This is a genomic window from Aeromonas sp. S8(2024) (assembly GCF_041403085.1).
GTDB classification, from domain to species: domain Bacteria; phylum Pseudomonadota; class Gammaproteobacteria; order Enterobacterales; family Aeromonadaceae; genus Aeromonas; species Aeromonas dhakensis.
In genome coordinates this window covers 214,242-233,433 of sequence record NZ_JBGLRF010000002.1, presented here as the reverse complement: position 1 = coordinate 233,433, position 19,192 = coordinate 214,242, and the positions used below count along the sequence as shown (strand labels likewise).

The window sequence follows — 19,192 nt, the reverse complement described above, 5'->3', positions numbered from 1 at the left end:
CGTTTCTCACCTGCTCGACAGTCATAAGGTAGCGGCATGCTGAAGACTCGCATCGAAATGCGCGACCACAGCGCCGAGGGTCGCCTCTTCTTCCGACGAACCCTGGTCGCCTACGTTGGCATGATAGTGCTGATGCTGGTGCTGCTGGGCAATCTCTACTACCTGCAAGTGGAGTCTTACGACACCTACCAGACCCGTTCCAACGACAACCGCATCCGCGTCGTGCCGGTGGCGCCGCCGCGCGGCCTCATCTATGACACCAACGGCGTGCTGCTGGCGGAGAACCGCCCTGTCTACAGCCTCGAGATCGTGCCGGAAGAGACCAAGGATCTGGAGAAGACCGCCGACGAGCTGATCGCCCTGCTGAAGCTGCCGGAGGGGACCAAGGAGAAGTTCCTGGCCGAGGTGAAACGCCAGCGCCGCTTCAAGCCGGTCGCCCTGTACGAGAAGCTGACCGAGTATCAGGTCGCTCTCTTCTCGGTCAACCAGCACAACTACCCGGGTGCCAGCATCGAGGCCTACCTCAAGCGCTACTACCCGTTTGGCGACACCCTGACCCATGCGCTGGGTTACGTGGCCAAGATCAACACCCGCGACGTGGAGCGCCTCGACAAGGAGGACAAGCTCGCCAACTATGCCGCCACCAAGGATATCGGCAAGCAGGGGGTGGAGAAGTACTACGAGGATCAGCTGCACGGCGTGGCAGGCTACCAGGAGGTCGAGGTGAACAACCGCGGCCGGGTGGTGCGCACCCTGAAATTCCAGCCGCCCGAGCCCGGCAAGGACATCTACCTCAACATCGACATCCGCCTGCAGCTCAAGGCCCAGCAGCTGCTGGCCGGCCGCCGCGGCGCCATCGTGATGATGGATCCCAATACCGGCGCCCTCCTGGCCATGGAGTCGAGCCCGAGCTATGACCCCAACCTGTTCGTGACCGGCATCTCCAGCGCCAACTACTCGGCGCTGCTCAACGATCCGGCCCGGCCGCTGGTGAACCGTACCACCCAGGGCATCTACGCCCCCGCCTCCACCGTCAAGCCCATGATGGCGGTGATGGGGCTCAACGAGGGGGCCATCACCCCCAACTACCGCTACTTCGGCGGCCCCAGCTTCTCCATCCCGGGCACCACCAAGAAGTTTCGCGACTGGCGCCGCTGGGGCCACGGCTGGCTCGACGTCTATCGCGCCATCGAGGTGTCGGCGGATACCTACTTCTACGATCTCGCCTACCGGGTCGGCATCGACAAGATCAACAGCTACATGACCAGGTTCGGCTTCGGTCAATACAGCGGTGTCGACATCTACGAAGAGACCAAGGGGGTCATGCCGTCCCGCGACTGGAAGATGGCACGCTGGCGCCAGCCCTGGTATCAGGGTGACACCATCTCCATCGGCATCGGCCAGGGCTACTGGAGCGCCACCCCGATCCAGCTGGCCAAGGCCATCAGCATCCTGACCCAGAACGGCCACGACGTGACGCCGCACCTGCTCAAGAGCACCGCCTCCATCGATGGCGTGGTCAACGCCCCCATCAACCCGAACATGGCCATCCAGACCAAGAGCGACAGCTACTGGCAGGTGGCCAAGGACGGCATGTGGCGGGTCATCAACGGCCACGAAGGGACAGGTCGGCGCGCCTTTGCCAACACCCCCTACAAGGCGGCAGGCAAGTCCGGTACCGCCCAGGTGGTGGGCCTCAAGGAGAACCAGGTCTACAACGCGGCCACCACCAAGGTGGAGCATCGCGACAACGCCCTGTTCGTCTCGTTTGCCCCGTTCGAAGCACCCAAGGCGGTGGTCGCCCTGGTGCTGGAGAACGCCGGGGGCGGCAGCGCCATGGCGGCGCCCGTCGCCCGCAACATGCTGGATGCCTATCTGCTGCCGCCGGAGCCCCAGCTGCCGCCGGCACCGGCCAAGAAGCCCCAATCCGAAGAGGTTGCCTCTCATGAGTAACTCCGCTCGCCAGCAGAGCATCTGGTACAAGCTGCACATCGACTTGCCGCTGCTGCTCGGCCTGCTGACCCTGATGTCCCTCTCCATGGTGGTGCTCTACTCCGCCTCCGGTCAGGACGTCGACTCCATCGTGCGCCAGCTGGTGCGCGGCGGACTGGCGTTCGCCCTGATGATCGGCATGGCCCAGCTGCCACCTTCTCTCTATGCCCGCTGGTCGGTGCCCCTGTTTGCGGTGGTGGTGCTGCTGCTCATCGCGGTGGACGTGTTCGGCCACATCGGCAAGGGGGCCCAGCGCTGGCTGGACCTCGGCTTCATGAAGTTCCAGCCCTCCGAGGTGATGAAACTCTCCATGCCCATCATGGTGGCCGCCTGGCTCAGCCGCCACTCGCTGCCGCCCAAGTTCAGCCACCTGGTGCTGAGCCTCATCATGGTGCTGCTGCCCACCCTGCTGATCGCGGCCCAGCCTGACCTTGGCACCTCCATCCTGGTAGCCGCCTCCGGCTTCTTCGTCATTTTCCTGGCGGGGATCAGCTGGTGGCTCATCGGCCTCGCGGTGCTGCTCATCTGCGCCTTCATGCCGGTGCTCTGGTTCTTCCTGATGCACGACTACCAGCGCCAGCGGGTGCTGATGCTGCTGGACCCTGAGAAGGATCCGCTCGGTCGCGGCTACCACATCATCCAGTCCAAGATCGCCATCGGCTCCGGCGGCGTGTTCGGCAAGGGCTGGCTGCAGGGCACCCAGTCCCAGCTGGAATTTTTACCCGAGCGGCATACCGACTTTATCTTCGCGGTGTTCAGCGAGGAGTTCGGCCTGGTGGGAGTCGCCCTCCTGCTGGTGATCTACCTCTACATCATCAGCCGCTGCCTGTTTATCTCCATGCAGGCCCAGAACAGCTTCGAACGCCTGCTGGGCGGTGCCCTGACGCTGACCTTCTTCGTCTACGTGTTCGTCAACATGGGGATGGTGAGCGGCATCCTGCCCGTGGTCGGCGTGCCCCTGCCGCTGGTGAGCTACGGCGGCACCTCCATGGTGACCCTGATGGCCGGCTTCGGCATCCTGATGTCCATCCAGACCCATAGAAGGTTGCTGGCCTGATGCGACTGGCTGGTGTGTTGCTCTCGCTCGTTGCCCTGAACGCAACGGCGGCCGTCGAGCCCCCCGGGCTCGCCCGGCTCGCCGAGCAGCAGCAGGTGCCGCTGGCCGAGTTGCAGGCCGCCACCGCCCAGGCCAGCCTGCGCCAGGAGGTACTCGACACCATCAGCCGCCCCTGGGAGGCCAAACCCTGGCATCGCTACCGGCCGTTGTTCATCACCCCGGAGCGGATCCGGGACGGGGTCGGCTTCTGGCAACGCCACGCCACCACCCTGGCGCGGGCCGAGCAGACCTATCAGGTGCCGGCCTCCCTCATCGTCGCCATCATCGGCATCGAGACCTTCTACGGCCGCCAGATGGGCCGCCATCCGGTGCTCGACAGCCTCTACACCCTGGGCTTCCACTACCCCGAGCGGGCCGACTTCTTCGCCAAGGAGTTTGCCCAGCTGGTACTGCTTGCCCGGGAAGAGAAGTGGCCGCTCACACGCCTGAAGGGCTCCTATGCCGGCGCCATGGGGATGGGTCAGTTCATGCCCTCCAGCTATCGCCACTATGCGGTCGACTTCGACGGCGACGGCAAGCGCGACCTGTTCGCCAACCCGGTGGATGCCATCGGCAGCGTGGCCAACTATTTTGCCGAGCATCAGTGGCGCTGGGGGGAGTCGGCGGTCGAACCCGCCTTGATCGGACTGGCGCCAGTGGGTACCCTGCTGGGGCCTGCCCCCGAGCTGACCCAGACCTGGGCCGAGCTGGCCGCCGCGGGCATTGAACTCGCCACCCCGCTGGCACCCGACACGCCGGTGAAACTGCTGGCATTGGAACAGGCCGATGGACCGGAATACTGGGTCGCGCGCCACAATTTTTACGTGATCACCCGCTATAACCGCAGCCCGCTCTATGCGATGGCGGTGCATCAACTCAGTCAAGCAATCCAGGACGCGTATGCATTACAGCCACAAACTTCTCCCGCTCAGCCTGACCTTGTTGCTGGCCGCCTGTAGCAGCCAGCCGGAGCAGCTTCCTCCGCCTCCCGAACCGGTCCAGCCGGAAAAACCCCAGGTCATCGAGATCCCGCTGGCCACCGGTGCCATCCCGCGCCCCGAGCCCCTGAGCGCCAGCGGCAACCGTGACTACTGGATTGGCAAGCAGAAGAACGAGGTGTGGCGCGACATCAAGCACTACAGCGAAGAGGGGACCGCCAGCTGGCTCTCCCAGGATCTGGACGGCCAGAAGACCGCCAACGGCGACGTGCAGGACAGCAAGCTGTTCAGCGCCGCCCACCGCAACCTGCCGCTGCCAAGCTATGTGCGGGTCACCAACCTGGACAACGGGCAGGAGACCATAGTACGGGTCAACGATCGCGGCCCCTTCGGCAGCGATCGGCTGATCGACCTCTCCCATGCCGCCGCCACGCAGCTGGGGATGGTGGAAGGGGGCGAGGCGCGGGTGCGGCTCGAGCTCATCAACGACACCCCGGATCAGATGGTACTCATGGCCCCCATGAAGCCCATCGAGATGACGCCGACCACCCCGGCCCCCGTCGCTCAGGACGGCTTCGTCGACCAGCCCACCGAGCTGGCCATGGCCACGCCGACGGCAGAAGAGCCGGCCCCCGTCAAGGCGCCGGTCACCAAACCCGCCAAACCGGCAGCGGCCAAGACGGCGGCGCCCGCCAGCAGCGGCGAGGGCAAGATGATCCAGGTGCTGGCCAGCGGCTCGCAGGCACGGGCGGAGGCGATGGGCAAGGTGATGACCCAGCGTCACGGCCTGCCCTATCGGGTGGACGCCCATGGTGCCATCTTCCGGGTGCTGATCGGCCCCGTGCCTGCCGACCAGCAGGCCGCCACCCTGGAGAAAGTGCGCCAGGGGGGGCTGGAGCAAGCCTTCATCGTCCCCTGAGCGTCTCAGGCTCAAGCTGACCGAACCGCCCTCTGTGGCCCGCCATCACGTCGTTTCCCGGCGTGATGGCGGCAACGGACGGAGAAAAAACCAGACCAGATGGCACGTCGGGCTTTGACCGACGGTCGCTTCTGGTATAGTGAAGCCCGCATTTTTAACTTGGGTTACCCCAACCAGGCACCAGGAATTTCAAGATGTCCAAATTTGCCCGTTCAGTTATTCTGGCCTCCCTGATAAGCGCCACCGCCCAGGCCAACACGCCTGTACCGACCCCGACGCCGAACGCCAACCCCGTGGTGGTTCCGGCCGCGCCGGAGATCTCCGCCAAGGCCCACATCCTGATCGACTACTACTCCGGTCAGGTACTGGCCGAGCAGAACGCCGAAGAGCGTCTGCCGCCCGCCAGTCTGACCAAGATGATGACCTCCTACATCATCGGCCAGGAGCTGCTGAAGGGGAACATCAAGCGCACCGACATGGTGACCATCAGCCAGAACGCCTGGTCCAAGAACTACTCCGACTCCTCCAAGATGTTCATCGAGGTGGGCAAACAGGTCTCCGTCGATGACCTGAACAAGGGCATCATCATCCAGTCCGGCAACGACGCCTGCGTCGCCATGGCCGAATTCCTGGCGGGCAGCACCGACTCCTTCGCCAGCCTGATGAACAGCTGGGCCGCCAAGCTCGGCATGAACGACAGCCACTTCATGAACCCGCACGGTCTGGATGCCGAAGGTCACTACAGTACCGCTCACGACATGGCGCGCCTGGGACAGGCCCTGATCCGCGACCTGCCGGAGGAGTACAAGATCTACGCCCAGAAATCCTTCGTGTTCAACGGCATCACCCAGCACAACCGCAACCGCCTGCTGTGGGACCAGTCCCTGCAGGTTGACGGCATCAAGACCGGCCACGTCAGCCAGGTCGGCTACAACCTGGTCTCCTCCGCCACCAACAACGAAGGCATGCGCCTGATCGCCGTGGTACTGGGCGCCAGCAGCGAAGCCTCCCGCGCCGCCGAGAGCAAGAAGCTGCTCACCTATGGTTTCCGCTTCTTCCAGAGCCTGACCCCGTACAAGGCGGGCACCGAGCTGGTGACCCAGAAGATCTGGATGGGCGACAAGCCGGAAGTGAAACTGGGCGTCGACAAGGACGTCTCCGTGCTGGTCACCCGTGGCCAGGGCAACAACCTCAAGGCAGACTTCCAGCTCGAAAGCGAGCTGAAGGCACCGCTGGCCAAGGGTCAGCGGGTCGGTACCGTGTTCCTCAAGCAAGGGGACAAGGAGATCAAGCAGGTACCGCTGGTCGCCCTGGAAGAGGTGCAAGAGGGTGGCCTGATGAGCCGTCTGTGGGACTACCTGGTGATGCTGGTTTCCAGCTGGTTCAAGTAATCCGCACGCAGGATCCCGACCAAACAGCGGCGCCAACAGGCGCCGCTGCTGTCTTTTTGGGGTCGGGCCAGTCAATAACCCTGTAAACTGCAGGTTCCGCCGACTGACGATTTGTGGTAAAAAGCAGCACCTCCATCCCTTGTCTGCCGGTCCGGCCTTGATCCCGGCCCGGGCAATGCCCATATACACTTGAGCAGTGCCCCGCTCAGACGGGGGCATGGCGGCCCCGAGGGGCCAACGGCCATTAGCCACAAGCAAGAAAGTCGTCTCGCGACGACCGCAAAAGGTGAGTAAATGAATACCAAGTTTGATGAACTGCTGGAGTTCCCCTGCAAGTTCCCGTTCAAGGTGCTCGGCGTTGCCGACCCGGCCCTGCCGGACATGGTGGTGGAAGTGCTGCAGCAGCACGCCCCCGGCACCTACAGCCCGACCGTCCAGCCCAGCTCCAAGGGCAACTATCACTCGGTCCGGGTCACTGTGACTGCCCAGAGCAAGGAACATATCGAAGCCATGTATACCGCCCTCGGCAACATAGAACTGGTTCGCTACGTCCTGTAAGTCGCCTCTTTCGCCCCGCCACCGGGGCGACTGATTATTTGCCGCCGGCGACCAGCGCCGTGCCGGCCGACCCAAGCGCCTGTCAGTGAGGAAAGATGTCACCCCAAACTCCCGCCGAGTCATCACAGTCCACCAGCCAGCTGCTGGTGAGACAGCTGGGCCGTCGTCCCTACCAGCCGGTATGGGATGCCATGAAGGCCTTCACCGACAGTCGCACCCCCGACACCCCGGACGAGTTCTGGGTGGTGGAGCATGACCCCGTCTACACCCAGGGGCAGGCCGGCAAGGCCGAACACCTGCTCGCCCCCGGCGACATCCCGGTGGTGCAGAGCGATCGCGGCGGCCAGGTGACCTATCACGGCCCGGGCCAGCTGGTGCTCTACGTGCTGGTGGACGTGCGCCGCAGCAAGCTGACTGTACGCGAGCTGGTGACCTGCCTGGAGACCGCCATCATCAATACCCTGGCCAACAGCGACATCAGCGCCTATGCCAAGGCCGATGCCCCCGGGGTCTACGTGAAAAACGAGCTCGGCATGGAGGCCAAACTGGCCTCCCTTGGCCTGCGCATTCGCAAGGGGTGCTCGTTCCACGGGCTGGCCCTCAACATCAACATGGACATGACCCCCTTCCTGCGCATCAACCCGTGCGGCTATGCGGGCATGGCCATGACCCAGACCAGCGCCCTGGGCGGCCCGCAGAGCGTGGCCGAGGCGCAATCCATCCTGGTGGCCGAACTGGCCCGCCTGATTGGTTATCAAACAATAACAAACACCGAGAGTGAATCATGAGCAAACCCGTTCGTATGGAGCCGGGCGTCAAGCTGCGCGATGGCGACAAGATGGCCCTGATCCCGGTGAAATTCATGCCGGATCCCAACGAGGAAGTGCTGCGCAAGCCTGACTGGATGCGGATCAAGCTGCCACCGTCGAGCCAGAAGATCGAGCACATCAAGAGCACCCTGCGCAAGAACAAGCTGCACTCGGTGTGTGAGGAAGCCTCCTGCCCCAACCTGGCGGAGTGCTTCAACCACGGCACCGCCACCTTCATGATCATGGGCGCCATCTGCACCCGTCGTTGCCCCTTCTGCGACGTGGCCCACGGCCGCCCGCTGGCACTCGACCCGGAAGAGCCGAAGAAGCTGGCACTGACCATCAAGGAGATGGGGCTGAAATACGTGGTGATCACCTCGGTGGACCGCGACGACCTGCGCGACGGCGGTGCCCAGCACTTCGCCGACTGCATCAAGCAGATCCGCGAGCACAGCCCGCAGACCCGCATCGAGATCCTGACCCCGGACTTCCGCGGCCGGATGGAGCAGGCCCTCGAGGTGTTCCGCGAGACCCCGCCTGACGTCTTCAACCACAACCTGGAAACCGCCCCGCGCATGTACCGGGTCGCCCGCCCGGGTGCCGACTACAAGTGGTCGCTGGAGCTGCTGCGCCGCATCAAGGAGATGCACCCCCATGTGCCGACCAAATCCGGCGTCATGATGGGGCTGGGCGAAACCAATGAAGAGATAGTCCAGGTGCTCAAGGACCTGCGCGAGCACGGCGTCAACATGCTGACCCTGGGTCAGTACCTGCAGCCGAGCCGCCACCACCTGCCGGTGAAGCGCTACGTGCCGCCCGCAGAGTTCGATGAGCTCAAAGATGTGGCCATGGAGCTCGGCTTCAGCCACGCCGCCTGCGGCCCCTTCGTGCGATCCTCCTACCACGCGGATCTGCAAGCCAAGGGGGAAGAGGTCAAATAAGCCTCTGCCCACCGACAGCAAAAGAGCGCCTTATGGCGCTCTTTTTTATGCAAATCGCAAAGCACATCCTGCTGGTTGGCGCCCCCGAAACGGGCATGTCGAGGGGCCTTGGTCGCTGTTATGATGTGGCGCCGTTATCGTCAACCGCCCAGGATATGCCATGTCTCAAACCCGCCTCTTCATCGTGCACGGTTATACCGCCTCCCCCGACGCTCACTGGTTTCCCTGGCTCAAGGCCGAACTCGAGGCCCGGGATGTCCGGGTCGAGGTGCTGGCCATGCCTGACCCCCACCACCCAAAGCCCGCCGCCTGGGACGCGGCCATGGACAGCCTGGTGCGGGATCACGACGAACGCACCTTCCTGCTCGGTCACAGCCTCGGCTGCATCACCATACTGCGCCAGCTCGACCGGCTGCCCGCCGGCAGCCAGGTGGGGGGGATCCTGCTGGTCTCCGGTTTCGATCAGCCGCTGCACACCCTGCCGGAGCTGGATCCCTTCATGACCCCGGACTATGACCCGGCCCGCATCATGGCGCTGGCCCCCCGCCGGGTGGTGGTCGCCTCCCGGAATGATGCCATCGTGCCCTATCCCTACAGCCAGCACCTTAGCGAGCGGCTGGCTGCGCCGCTCTACAGCCTGGAACATGGTGGCCACTTCCTCGACCGGGACGGCTTTCTGACCCTGCCGCTGGTGCGTGACCGGCTGCTCGCCATGCTGGCGGAGGGTTGAGGCAGACAACAACGGCCACCAGGGTGGCCGTTGTTGTTTTCGACCCGGCTAGAACGACATGCCGGAGAAGGACATGAAGCCGAGCGACATCAGCCCGGCCACGATGAAGGTGATGCCAATCCCCCTCAACCCCTCAGGCACATCCGCATACTTCATCTTCTGGCGCAGGCCGGCGATGGCGACGATGGCCAGCAGCCAGCCCAGGCCTGAGCCCGCTCCATACACCACGGATTCGATGAAGTCGTAGTCCCGCTGCGCCATGAACATCACCCCGCCGAAGATGGCACAGTGCACCGTCAGCAGCGGCAGATAGATGCCGAGCGCGTGATGCAGCGCCGGAAAGTGCTTGTCCAGCACCATCTCCATCACCTGCACCAGCGCCGCCAGCACCCCGATGTAGACGATGAAATCGAGAAAGCTCAGATCAAACTCGCCGAGAAAGGTGCTCTCCGGGCGCAGGATATGGCAGTAGATCAGGTTGTTGAGAGGAATGGCGATCACCATGACCACCAGCACCGTCAGGCCAAGGCCGAAGGCGGTGTTGATGTTCTTGGAAACGGCCAGGAAGGTGCACATGCCAAGGAAGAAGGCCAGCGCCAGGTTTTCGACAAAGATCGATTGAATGAAGAGGTTTACGTAATAGTCCATCGGGTCGGCTCACAACGGGTACGAACGGGAGCCGCCTCCCTGCGCGCAAGCGGGCACGAAGGCGGTGCAAGAGGCGCCGGATCGGAGCCTGGCCCACAGGCAGTACTCTGTGGCAGGGATCAGGATCGGATCGAACGGGCGCGTGGCGTGCAGCCGGCCTCTAGTCGCTGTGGCAGAACCGAAATTGCAGATGGTGGCAGCATCGCAGCCGCCGATGCAGATAGCCGAAGTGGTCGGCCAACTGCCTGAGGTAGATGAGGGGCAGGAAGAACAGCAGGCCACAGAGCAGGCCGAGGATCTCGTGCTGGAACCAGGCCAGCAGCATCTGGTAGAGCTCGGCATGAGCGGCCCCTTCCAGTCGCCGCCCCTGCTCGAAGCCGAGGCGCCACTGGGAGGCTGGCGGCAGGCTGGCACTGTCGAGCAGCCCCCGCTGGGCCGGCTCGTGCAGCTGCATCGAGCCCTCCTGCCCTCCCGTTGCCGGCCCCGGGGTTGCAACGACCCCTGCCGCGGCAGAGGCGGCAAGCCAGAGAAGGCAGGCGATGGCGAGGGCCATCGACCAGGTCGACAGTCGGCCAGGGGGCAGCAAGGGATGCATCCGGTTCAAACAAAGAGGAACAAGAGGGGCGAATTTATCACAATTCCTAGATTTATTGAATTTACCATATGGTAAATCAGCTTTAATCGATGCTAAAAACCCTGATTATCAAAAAATCCAGCAATTAAAAACCACCATGAGAGCAAGCGCCATGACGCCTGCTCTCATGGTGAGGACTCACCCCTGCTCAAAGGCCTGATGGTAGCGCACTTCACCACTGGGCATGGCAGCGCCGAACGAGCGGGCCATGAAGTACTCGGCCGGCACGCCGGGCAGCGTCAACCCCGGCTCGGACACGAAGCCGAAACGACCGTAGAAGCCGGGATCCCCCAGCACCACGCAGCCGGCCGCCCCCATCCCCTTGAGCTCGGCCAGACCTGCCTCCATCAGCCGTGAACCCAGTCCCTTGCCGTGCAGCTCGGGGGAGACGGAAATGGGGCCAAGGCCATACCAGTGCGGGCTGCCATCGCTGATGGTCACCGGCGAGAAGCAGAGGTGGCCGACCACTCGCCCCTCCTGCTCCGCCACCAGCGACAGACTGAGTGCCCCGGCCTGGCGCAATGCGCGCACGATCAGCTGCTCGTTGTGATCGGTATGGGGGGCCTTCAGGAATGCGGCCACGGTCACCGCTTCAATGGCGTCGTGATCGGCGCCCGTTTCGGGTCGAATGAGGATGTTCATAAGGGTTTCTCCGTTTGCTCTCTTTCAATGAATGTTCTGATCAGACTGCCTGCAGGCAGCAGATCACATAGCCGTAGCAGCCCAGGTATTGGCGGTGGATGGCCACTTCCCGGCTCAGATCCTGCCAGGCTGGGCTATCCCCCAGCTCGGCGCGATGGCGCGCCAGATTGCGCTCGATGGGATCCAGATAGTTGTGCCAGGCCCTTTGCGGCAACTCGGTGTGCCACAGGCAGCGATACCCCGCCTCCTGCACCGCCTTGAGCAGGCCAACCAGGGTCTGCATGGCGGGATAATCCCGTTGCCAGAACGCCAGCGCCTCCTCTGGCGGCGTGTCCGTCAGCCACACCAGATCGCTCAGCACGATGCAGGCATCAGGGCCGGCAAGGTGCGCCCGCCAGGCTTTGAGCGCATTGGCCACCCCTATGGTGTAGGCGCTCCCTTCGGCCCAGATAAGGTCGGCGGGGGCCAGATCCACCGGCAGCGCCGCCATGTTGGCGCACAGGGTGGTGACCTGCTCAAAGCCAGCCGCGCTGGCCGATCTGACCACGGCGGCCAGCGCCTCCTCGTCCAGATCAATGGCCACGATGGCGGCGTCCGTCACCTGTGCCAGCGCCATTGTTGCGGCGCCCCGCCCGCAGCCCATGTCGAGGATCCGGCGAGGCGCCATGGGCAGCGCGGCAAACTGCTGCTGGGTGAAGAGGCTATCGCCCGGCCCCCAATAGCTCATGTCGTCCAGCAGCAGCTTGAAATCGCGGATATAGCGCTCGTGTTCATTCATGTCTTTGCTCAGCCACTGCAGGTGATAACGCTCTTTTTCACTGAATCCCTGCTTCATCACCCAGGCAAAGTAGGCCTGCGGGGCTTGATGCTGCAGTTGCCGCTGCCAGGCCTTGAACTCGTCGCCGGAGTGCGCACGCAAACCGGCGAGATCCGCCAGCAGATCCCTGGCGCGTTGCATCCGCGCCAGCTCTTCATCCAGCTCCCTGACCCGGGCTGCCAGCGTTGTCTGATCAAGCTCGCCCGCCAGACAGGCGAGGCACTGCTTGAGGCTGAGCCCGCCGGCCTGCAGGGCCTGCACCATCCGCAGCCGCTGCAGATCTTCATCGTCGTAGTGGCGATAGCCGTTGGCGGCCCTCGTTCCCGCAATCACCCCCAGCTTCTCGTAATAGAGCAGGGTGGAGCGGGCCAGGCCGCAGCGCCTGGCCAGTTCGGATATTTTCATGACAGCGACTCGCAGTGGGGTCCGTGACCCGATGAAGGGAAGCTTAAACTGTGAAGCAATAGACGGGTCAACGGCAAAATCCGGGTTCATACCATAAAAAAACGGCCACCCTGAGGTGGCCGTCATCGGCAGCAAGAGAGACTCACGGATCAGAGGCCGGCGGCTTCCAGATGCTCCACCAGCAGCTGCACGCTGCGGTTGCCGCGCCACTCGTTGACGTCGAGCCGGTAGACCAGCCGCACCCGTTTGACCGAGGCATCGGGCCAGCGCTGCAAGTCGACCCCGAAGGCGATGGCATCCACCGCATGGCCGGAATCCGTGGTCAGCATCATCTTGAGGTGCTTCTCCCCCACCAGCCGCTGCTGCACCAGCACGAATTCGCCATCGAACAGCGGCTCGGGGAAGGCCTGACCCCAAGGGCCAGAGGCGCGGATCAGCTCCGCCAGCTCGAGGGTGAGCTCGTCCGGCAGCAGTTCGCCGTCGGTGAGCAGCACCCCGGTCAAGAGCTCAGGGGTCACCAGCTCGCCGATGACCGCCTCGAAGGCGCGCCCGAAGGCCTCGATATTGGCCTTGGGCAGGGTCAGCCCCGCCGCCATGGCGTGGCCGCCAAACTTGCCCATCAAGCCGGGGTGACGGGTGTCGAGCAGTTCCAACGCATCGCGCAGGTGCACCCCGGGGATGGAGCGCCCGGAGCCCTTGAGCTCGGTCTCGCTGCTCTCGGCAAACGCGATGACCGGGCGGTAGTACTTCTCCTTCACCTTGGAGGCCACCAACCCCACCACTCCCTGATGCCATTCGTCCCGGTGCAGCACGATGCCGGAGGGTACTTCGCCATCACGAAACCGGATCTGCTCCAGGGTGGCCAGCGCCTCCTGCTGCATCCCCTGCTCGATCTCCTTGCGCTCCTGGTTGAGGCTGTCCATTTCGGAGGCGAGCTGGCGCGCCAGGTTGATTTCCTCGCTCAGCAGACAGGCGACCCCGAGCGACATGTCGTCGAGTCGGCCCACCGCGTTGAGGCGCGGCCCCAGCGCAAAGCCGAGATCGGCGGCGCACAGGCGACGACCATCGCGGCCCGACACGTCCACCAGCGCCTGGATGCCGGGGCGGCAGCGGCCGGCCCGGATCCGCTGCAGGCCCTGATGGACCAGGATGCGGTTGTTGCCATCGAGCGCCACCACGTCGGCCACCGTGCCAAGGGCTACCAGATCCAGGTAATCCGCCACGTTGGGGGCGCGCAGCCCCTGGCGCTCATACCAGCCACTCTGGCGCAGATGGGTGTTGAGCGCCGCCATCAGATAGAAGGCGACCCCGACCCCGGCCAGAGACTTGGAGGGAAAATCGCAGCCATGCTGGTTGGGGTTCACTATCGCGTCGGCATCAGGCAGCTCCTGGCCCGGCAAATGGTGATCGGTAACCAGTACCTGCATGCCGGCCGCCTTGGCTGCCGCCACCCCGGCGATGCTGGAGATGCCGTTGTCCACCGTGATGAGGAATTCGGCGCCGCGGGCCACCGCCAGCTCGACGATCTCGGGGGTGAGGCCATACCCGAACTCGAAGCGGTTGGGCACCAGAAAATCGATGTGGCGACCCCCCATGGCGCGCAGGGCCAGCACGCACAGGGCCGAGCTGGTGGCGCCGTCACAATCGAAGTCACCGACGATGAGAATGCGCTTTTGCGCCGTCAGCGCCTCGGCCAGCAGGGGCACTGCCTGCGCCATGCCGAACAGGCGCTGGGGTGGCAGCAGCTGATTGGCGCTGCGCTCCAGCAGGGCAGGGTCTTCGACCCCACGACTGGCGAAGATTTGCCGCAGCAAGGGATGAAGGGTGGCGGGCAGATGGGAATCATCCACGCGCGGACGACGACGGATTAGCAGGGGCATCGATGTGATCCAGTATCTTGAGCAGTTGTTCAGGGCTCTGATAACCGCGCAGCAGGTCGCCATTTGGCAGGACCCAGCTCGGCAGTGCCTTGATCCCGAGCCACTGGCTCAGGCCGATATGATGGGCAAGGATCTCATTACAGCCGCTCTCAGGCAAACGATCACTGAGGTCGAGTTCGCGCAGCAGCCCGGGATCACACCAGCGCGCCTGCGCCTCGGCCAGATCGGCAAAGTGGCCAAGCACCGGCAGCAGCTGCACGCTCACCCCCCTCGCCTGCAAGGCGGACAGCTCATCCAGGGTGGCGCGACAGCCGCGGCAGGCGAGATCGGTAAACAGGGTGAGGCGGTGGCGCTCGGGCACGGCCTTGAGCTGCATCCGCCGCTCGCCGATCTGGGCCAGGGCCAGCTGCCGCTGTTGACGCTGGCCCAGCATGGTGAGGTTCTTCATGTCGTGGGCCAGATCCAGCATGGTGCCCAGCAGCACATGGTCGCCCCTGGCATCGGTATAGAGGGGCCCCTGCGCGGTGCCCAGCAGATAGAGGCCGGAGACCGGGGTCTCGTCCACCAGGTAGACCTGCACCCCGAGCCGCCGCTCTATGGTCTGTTTCAACAGTTGGGGATCCATCCCCGCGCTGACGGCAAAAGAGCCCAGCAGCATCATTCCCAGCAGTAAATAGTGCACTTTTTTACTCACTTGGCATGAACGAATGGACTCACAAGGTTACTCAGCAAATATGCTCGCCTCAACTGCTTAATTACTGATTGGTTAATAGAAGGGTCGCAAAAAAATCCCGATCTGACAGGTTGCCAATCGGGCAAAGCCCCAGCAAGCTAACCGGGACGACAGGAAACACGACGGTCATCCTCTGTTTTCCTGATGCTTTATTATTCAAACACCAGGGCGGCCCAGGCCGCTGCTAGCCCATTTTTGGAGGGGAAAATGAGTCTGATTCAAGAGTTCAAGGCCTTTGCATCCAGAGGCAACGTCATCGACATGGCGGTCGGTATCATCATCGGGGCCGCCTTCGGCAATATCGTCTCCTCCTTCGTCGGTGATGTGATCATGCCGCCCATCGGCCTGATCCTGGGGGGCGTGGACTTCAGCGACCTCGCCGTGACCCTGAAGGCCGCCGAGGGCAGTGCGCCGGCCGTGGTCATCGCCTACGGCAAGTTCATCCAGACCATCATCGACTTCCTGATCATCTCCTTCGCCATCTTCATGGGGCTCAAGGCCATCAACACCCTGAAGAAGAAGCAGGAAGAGGAAGCCGCGGCACCGGCCGGCCCCACCAAGGATCAGGAGCTGCTGACCGAGATCCGCGATCTGCTCAAATCCCAACAGGGAAAATAAGCGCCAGCTCCTGTCGTGTACTGGAAAAAAACCGCCTTCGGGCGGTTTTTTAGCTACATCAGCAACGGAACACTTTACACTTGGCATCACCCAGACCTTGATCTGCATCCGCCCCCATCCCACGCACATCATGCTTGAATGAATGTAAACCTACAGGAATCATCGCCATGACATCCCCGACAGTGAAGACCAGAGCGAAACATGGTTTCATTCTGCGCTATTTGCTGTTGCTCTCCCTGCCCCTGCTATTGATGACAGCCAGCAACCTCTATCTGTTTTTCATCAAACAACAGAACGTAGTACGCGAGCGCATGGAATTTTTCAGCAGCAGTACGGCCCAGCAATGGGACAACGCGCTGAGCTCGGTCGAAGAGCAACTCAATATTCTGGCGGTGGATCTCGCCAACCATGACGGCGTGCTCCCGCCGGAAATGCGGGCGCGGCACTACTCGGTGTGGCAGCAGCTCAGCCGCTCGGGCAGCCTGCTGAAGGGGCTCTACTATGTGCAGCGGGACAATACCCTGGTCAACTTCAACCATCAGCTCCCCCCTTCCCCCCAGGCAATGGCCAAACAGGCATGGTATCTGGAGGCCATCCATACGCCGGGGATCAATATCTGGAGTGCCCCCTATCTCGACACCGTCCAGCACATTCCGGTGGCGACCCTGTCGCGGGCGGTCTTGAACCACAGCGGCAAGATAGTGGCCGTGATTGGTCTGGACGTCGAGCTGTCGCGAGTCTCGGACCGGATCGGGCGCATGCTGCAGGGCGGCAAGCAGATGACTTACCAGCTCTACGATCGCAGGTATCAGCGCATCGTGGCACACAGCAACCCGCTGCTGAACGCCACCCCGCTCGACGAGCCCTGGTTATCCCGGCTCCAGGGGAAAAATGGCGCGATCCAGAGCCAGGATGACGAACTCATCGCCTACTACACCCTGGCCAACAACCCCGGCTGGCAGGTCATCATCATCTACCCCTTCAGCAACTCCTTCGTCATCAGGGAGCTGCTGCCCAACATGATGATGGGGCTGTTGCTGTCGCTGGTCATGTTCATCCTGGTGGCCGTCATCTTCCATCAGCGGCTGGAGAACACCATCGGCATGCTGGTGCAGGTGGTGCGCCAGCTGCGGGTCACCCCGCCGGGACAGCCCCTCATCATCCCCCGCATTCCGGGCATCGAGGAGCTGGAGGACGAGATCACCCTGATTTCGGACCAGATGCAGGCGGAGAGCGAGAAGGCCCAGCGCGATGCCCTGACCGGGCTCTACAACCGCCGCTACATGGACACCCTGCTGAGCGAGCTGCACCAGCAACATACCCCCTATGTGCTGGCCATCATCGACATCGACAACTTCAAGCTGATCAACGACCGCCATGGCCACCCCGCCGGCGACAGCGTGCTCAGACGCACCGCCTCCCTGGGCAGCCAGTTGCTGGAGGGCAAGGCCACCCTCTGCCGCTTTGGCGGCGAGGAGCTGGTCGCCATCTTCGAGCAGGGGCGGCTTAAGGAGGCACAGCAGCAGATGGATCAGTGGCGCCGCGCCATGACCACGCAGAACTGGCGCGAACCGGGCTTGACCGTCACCTTCAGCGGCGGGCTGGCCGAGGCGCTGGATGCCCCGCCCGCCGAGGTGCTGGCCCGGGCGGATGCCGCCCTCTATCGCGCCAAGCAGGAGGGGAAAGATCGCCTCTGTCTAGCCTAGGCGCGCGGGTGGTGCTGGCCGTGCAGCGCCTTGAGCCGCTCGTTGGCCACGTGGGTGTAGATCTGGGTGGTGGAGAGATCCGCGTGGCCCAGCAGCATCTGCACCACCCGCAGGTCGGCGCCGTGGTTGAGCAGGTGGGTGGCGAAGGCGTGGCGCAGGGTGTGGGGAGATAGCTCACCGCTGATGCCGGCCCGCAGGGCATAGAGCTTGATGCGGTGCCAGAAGGTCTGGCGGGTCATCATCTGGGCCCGCTTGGAAGGAAAGACCACGTCCGAGCTGGTGCCCCCCAGCAGCAGGCCTCGCCCCTCACGGTAATAGCGCTCCAGCCAGTGCACCGCCTCCTCCCCCATGGGAACCAGCCGCTCCTTGTTGCCCTTGCCCACCACACGCACCAGCCCCTGGCGCAGGCTGACATGCTCGGCGGTGAGTCCCACCAGCTCGGAGACCCGCAGTCCGGTGGCGTAGAGCAGCTCGAGCATCGCCTTGTCGCGCAGCTCCAGCGGGTCGTCCACCAGCGGCGCTTGCAGCAGCGCCTCCACCTCGGCTTCGCTGAGATCCGATGGCAGCTTCTTGGGCAGTTTGGGCCCCTCCAGCAGCACGGTGGGATCGTCGCTGCGCAGCTTCTCGCGGTTGAGATACTGGTAGAAACGGCGCAGGGCCGACAGGAAACGGGCCGTGCTGCTGGCCGCGAACTGCTGGTCCACCCGCCAGGCGAGGTAGTGCTGGATGTCGTCCAGCCCCGCCAGCAGCAGGGAGCCCCCCTGCTCATCGAGCCAGAGGGAGAATTTTTCCAGATCGGTGCGATAGGAGCTGACCGTGTTGTCGGACAGCCCCCGTTCGAGCCAGAGGGCGTCGAGAAACGGCTCGATCAGGGGATGGGATTCAGCTTTGCTCATGGTACGCCGCGCTCAGGGAAACAGGCCCCCATTGTAACGTGTCGACCCACCCGGCCCGCAAGGCAGGCTTGTCCATGGCCCGGCAAGAAGTGAAGCGCGCCGGGCAATCTGCTAGACTGGCGCCCTCCCCCCGGGCACCGCTGTGCCGGTCACGCCCCTTGCCTACTGCGATCAAGAGAAGAGCGATGAAGATAGGTTTGTTTTACGGCTCTACCACCTGCTACACCGAGATGGCCGCCGAGAAGATCCGCACCCTCATTGGCCCGGAGCTGGTCGATCTCCACAACATCAAGGACGTGCCCCTCATCCGCATGCAGGAGTACGACATCCTGATCCTGGGCATCTCCACCTGGGACTTCGGCGAGCTGCAGGAGGACTGGGAATCCCGCTGGGAAGACATTGCCGACCTGCATCTGGAGGGGCGCATCATCGCCCTGTTTGGTCTCGGCGATCAGCTGGGCTATGGCGAATGGTTCCAGGATGCTCTCGGCATGCTCCATGACCAGCTGGTGCCCAAGGGGGTCAAGCTGGTGGGCTACTGGCCCAACGAGGGGTACGAGTTCGACGCCTCCAAGGCGCTCATCGACGATGGTCGTCACTTCGTTGGCCTGGCCCTCGACGACGCCAATCAGTACGACCAGACCGAATCGCGCATCGAACAGTGGGTCGACCAGATTTTGAGCGAGATCCACGAACTGCTGTGACGCCGGGTTTTCTGACTGCAGTGGCGATGGCCCCCTGCCATCGCCCGCTTCCCGCACGGCATGTCGAAAAAGACCTTGTGACAGGCCCCTTGAACAGACGTCAGCTGCGACGCTTCCCCGCCTGCCGCCCCAGGT

19 protein-coding genes are annotated in these 19,192 nt (G+C 63.6%); 12 read left to right on the top strand and 7 right to left on the bottom strand.

Annotation, left to right across the window (positions count from 1 at the left end; genetic code table 11):
* Positions 1–36 precede the first annotated feature (36 nt).
* From mrdA to ACB031_RS05635, 9 genes are all read left to right on the top strand, one after another.
* A complete protein-coding gene (gene mrdA / locus ACB031_RS05675; protein WP_017765125.1) occupies positions 37–1,953 on the top strand; it encodes a penicillin-binding protein 2 in 1,917 nt (638 codons plus the stop codon).
* Positions 1,946–3,049, top strand: a complete 1,104-nt coding sequence (gene rodA, locus ACB031_RS05670; protein WP_005298235.1) for a rod shape-determining protein RodA — start codon at positions 1,946–1,948, stop codon at positions 3,047–3,049. The genes mrdA and rodA overlap by 8 nt, the downstream gene beginning before the upstream one ends.
* Positions 3,049–4,047 carry a lytic murein transglycosylase B gene (gene mltB / locus ACB031_RS05665; protein WP_139753233.1) on the top strand — a complete coding sequence of 333 codons (999 nt, stop codon included), beginning with the start codon at positions 3,049–3,051 and terminating at the stop codon, positions 4,045–4,047. Before rodA ends, mltB begins: the two co-directional genes overlap by 1 nt.
* Positions 3,989–4,945, top strand: a complete 957-nt coding sequence (locus tag ACB031_RS05660; RefSeq protein ID WP_371139179.1) for a septal ring lytic transglycosylase RlpA family protein — start codon at positions 3,989–3,991, stop codon at positions 4,943–4,945. The genes mltB and ACB031_RS05660 overlap by 59 nt, the downstream gene beginning before the upstream one ends.
* A 194-nt stretch (positions 4,946–5,139) precedes the next feature.
* Positions 5,140–6,336, top strand: coding sequence for a D-alanyl-D-alanine carboxypeptidase family protein (locus ACB031_RS05655; RefSeq protein WP_005298230.1), 1,197 nt, complete (start codon positions 5,140–5,142; stop codon positions 6,334–6,336).
* Positions 6,337–6,630: 294 nt separating this feature from the next.
* A complete protein-coding gene (gene ybeD, locus ACB031_RS05650) occupies positions 6,631–6,894 on the top strand; it encodes a DUF493 family protein YbeD (RefSeq protein WP_005298227.1) in 264 nt (87 codons plus the stop codon).
* 95 nt (positions 6,895–6,989) lie between these two features.
* Positions 6,990–7,682 (top strand): lipoyl(octanoyl) transferase LipB, encoded by a 693-nt coding sequence (lipB, locus tag ACB031_RS05645; RefSeq protein ID WP_010633147.1) that lies wholly within the window; start codon positions 6,990–6,992, stop codon positions 7,680–7,682.
* On the top strand, positions 7,679–8,644 hold the full coding sequence (lipA, locus tag ACB031_RS05640) for a lipoyl synthase (protein WP_005298218.1): 966 nt from the start codon (positions 7,679–7,681) through the stop codon (positions 8,642–8,644). Before lipB ends, lipA begins: the two co-directional genes overlap by 4 nt.
* A gap of 160 nt (positions 8,645–8,804) precedes the next feature.
* The gene (locus ACB031_RS05635) at positions 8,805–9,374 is read left to right on the top strand and encodes an RBBP9/YdeN family alpha/beta hydrolase (RefSeq protein WP_371139178.1); all 570 of its coding nucleotides are present in this window, start codon (positions 8,805–8,807) and stop codon (positions 9,372–9,374) included.
* A gap of 48 nt (positions 9,375–9,422) precedes the next feature.
* On the opposite strand, the gene nqrE is transcribed toward ACB031_RS05635, so the two are convergent.
* The 6 genes from nqrE to ACB031_RS05605 all read right to left on the bottom strand — a co-directional run bounded on the left by nqrE (position 9,423) and on the right by ACB031_RS05605 (position 15,082).
* A complete protein-coding gene (gene nqrE / locus ACB031_RS05630; RefSeq protein ID WP_371139177.1) occupies positions 9,423–10,022 on the bottom strand; it encodes an NADH:ubiquinone reductase (Na(+)-transporting) subunit E in 600 nt (199 codons plus the stop codon).
* A gap of 160 nt (positions 10,023–10,182) precedes the next feature.
* Positions 10,183–10,476: a hypothetical protein gene (locus ACB031_RS05625; protein ID WP_082033526.1), complete on the bottom strand. Its 294-nt coding sequence runs from the start codon at positions 10,474–10,476 to the stop codon at positions 10,183–10,185.
* Between the two features lie 318 nt (positions 10,477–10,794).
* Entirely contained in the window at positions 10,795–11,298 is a 504-nt protein-coding gene (locus ACB031_RS05620) for a GNAT family N-acetyltransferase (protein WP_017788440.1), read from the bottom strand.
* A gap of 40 nt (positions 11,299–11,338) precedes the next feature.
* A complete protein-coding gene (locus tag ACB031_RS05615; protein ID WP_371139176.1) occupies positions 11,339–12,520 on the bottom strand; it encodes a MerR family transcriptional regulator in 1,182 nt (393 codons plus the stop codon).
* 149 nt (positions 12,521–12,669) lie between these two features.
* The gene (gene recJ / locus ACB031_RS05610) at positions 12,670–14,400 is read right to left on the bottom strand and encodes a single-stranded-DNA-specific exonuclease RecJ (RefSeq protein ID WP_371139175.1); all 1,731 of its coding nucleotides are present in this window, start codon (positions 14,398–14,400) and stop codon (positions 12,670–12,672) included.
* On the bottom strand, positions 14,363–15,082 hold the full coding sequence (locus tag ACB031_RS05605) for a disulfide isomerase DsbC N-terminal domain-containing protein (RefSeq protein ID WP_371139174.1): 720 nt from the start codon (positions 15,080–15,082) through the stop codon (positions 14,363–14,365). Before ACB031_RS05605 ends, recJ begins: the two co-directional genes overlap by 38 nt.
* Positions 15,083–15,340: 258 nt before the next feature.
* Between ACB031_RS05605 and mscL the strand changes: the two genes are divergently transcribed.
* Together mscL and ACB031_RS05595 are read left to right on the top strand one after the other, a co-directional pair.
* Positions 15,341–15,751 carry a large-conductance mechanosensitive channel protein MscL gene (mscL, locus tag ACB031_RS05600; RefSeq protein ID WP_371139173.1) on the top strand — a complete coding sequence of 137 codons (411 nt, stop codon included), beginning with the start codon at positions 15,341–15,343 and terminating at the stop codon, positions 15,749–15,751.
* Between the two features lie 167 nt (positions 15,752–15,918).
* Positions 15,919–17,457: a diguanylate cyclase gene (locus ACB031_RS05595; protein WP_338713617.1), complete on the top strand. Its 1,539-nt coding sequence runs from the start codon at positions 15,919–15,921 to the stop codon at positions 17,455–17,457.
* On the opposite strand, the gene xerD is transcribed toward ACB031_RS05595, so the two are convergent.
* Positions 17,454–18,353 carry a site-specific tyrosine recombinase XerD gene (gene xerD / locus ACB031_RS05590; RefSeq protein ID WP_017765137.1) on the bottom strand — a complete coding sequence of 300 codons (900 nt, stop codon included), beginning with the start codon at positions 18,351–18,353 and terminating at the stop codon, positions 17,454–17,456. The two genes, ACB031_RS05595 and xerD, sit on opposite strands and share 4 nt — an antisense overlap.
* Positions 18,354–18,538: 185 nt before the next feature.
* Here xerD and fldB point away from each other — a divergent pair, with 185 nt between their 5' ends.
* Positions 18,539–19,057: a flavodoxin FldB gene (fldB, locus tag ACB031_RS05585; protein WP_005298196.1), complete on the top strand. Its 519-nt coding sequence runs from the start codon at positions 18,539–18,541 to the stop codon at positions 19,055–19,057.
* The last annotated feature ends 135 nt before the right edge of the window (positions 19,058–19,192 follow it).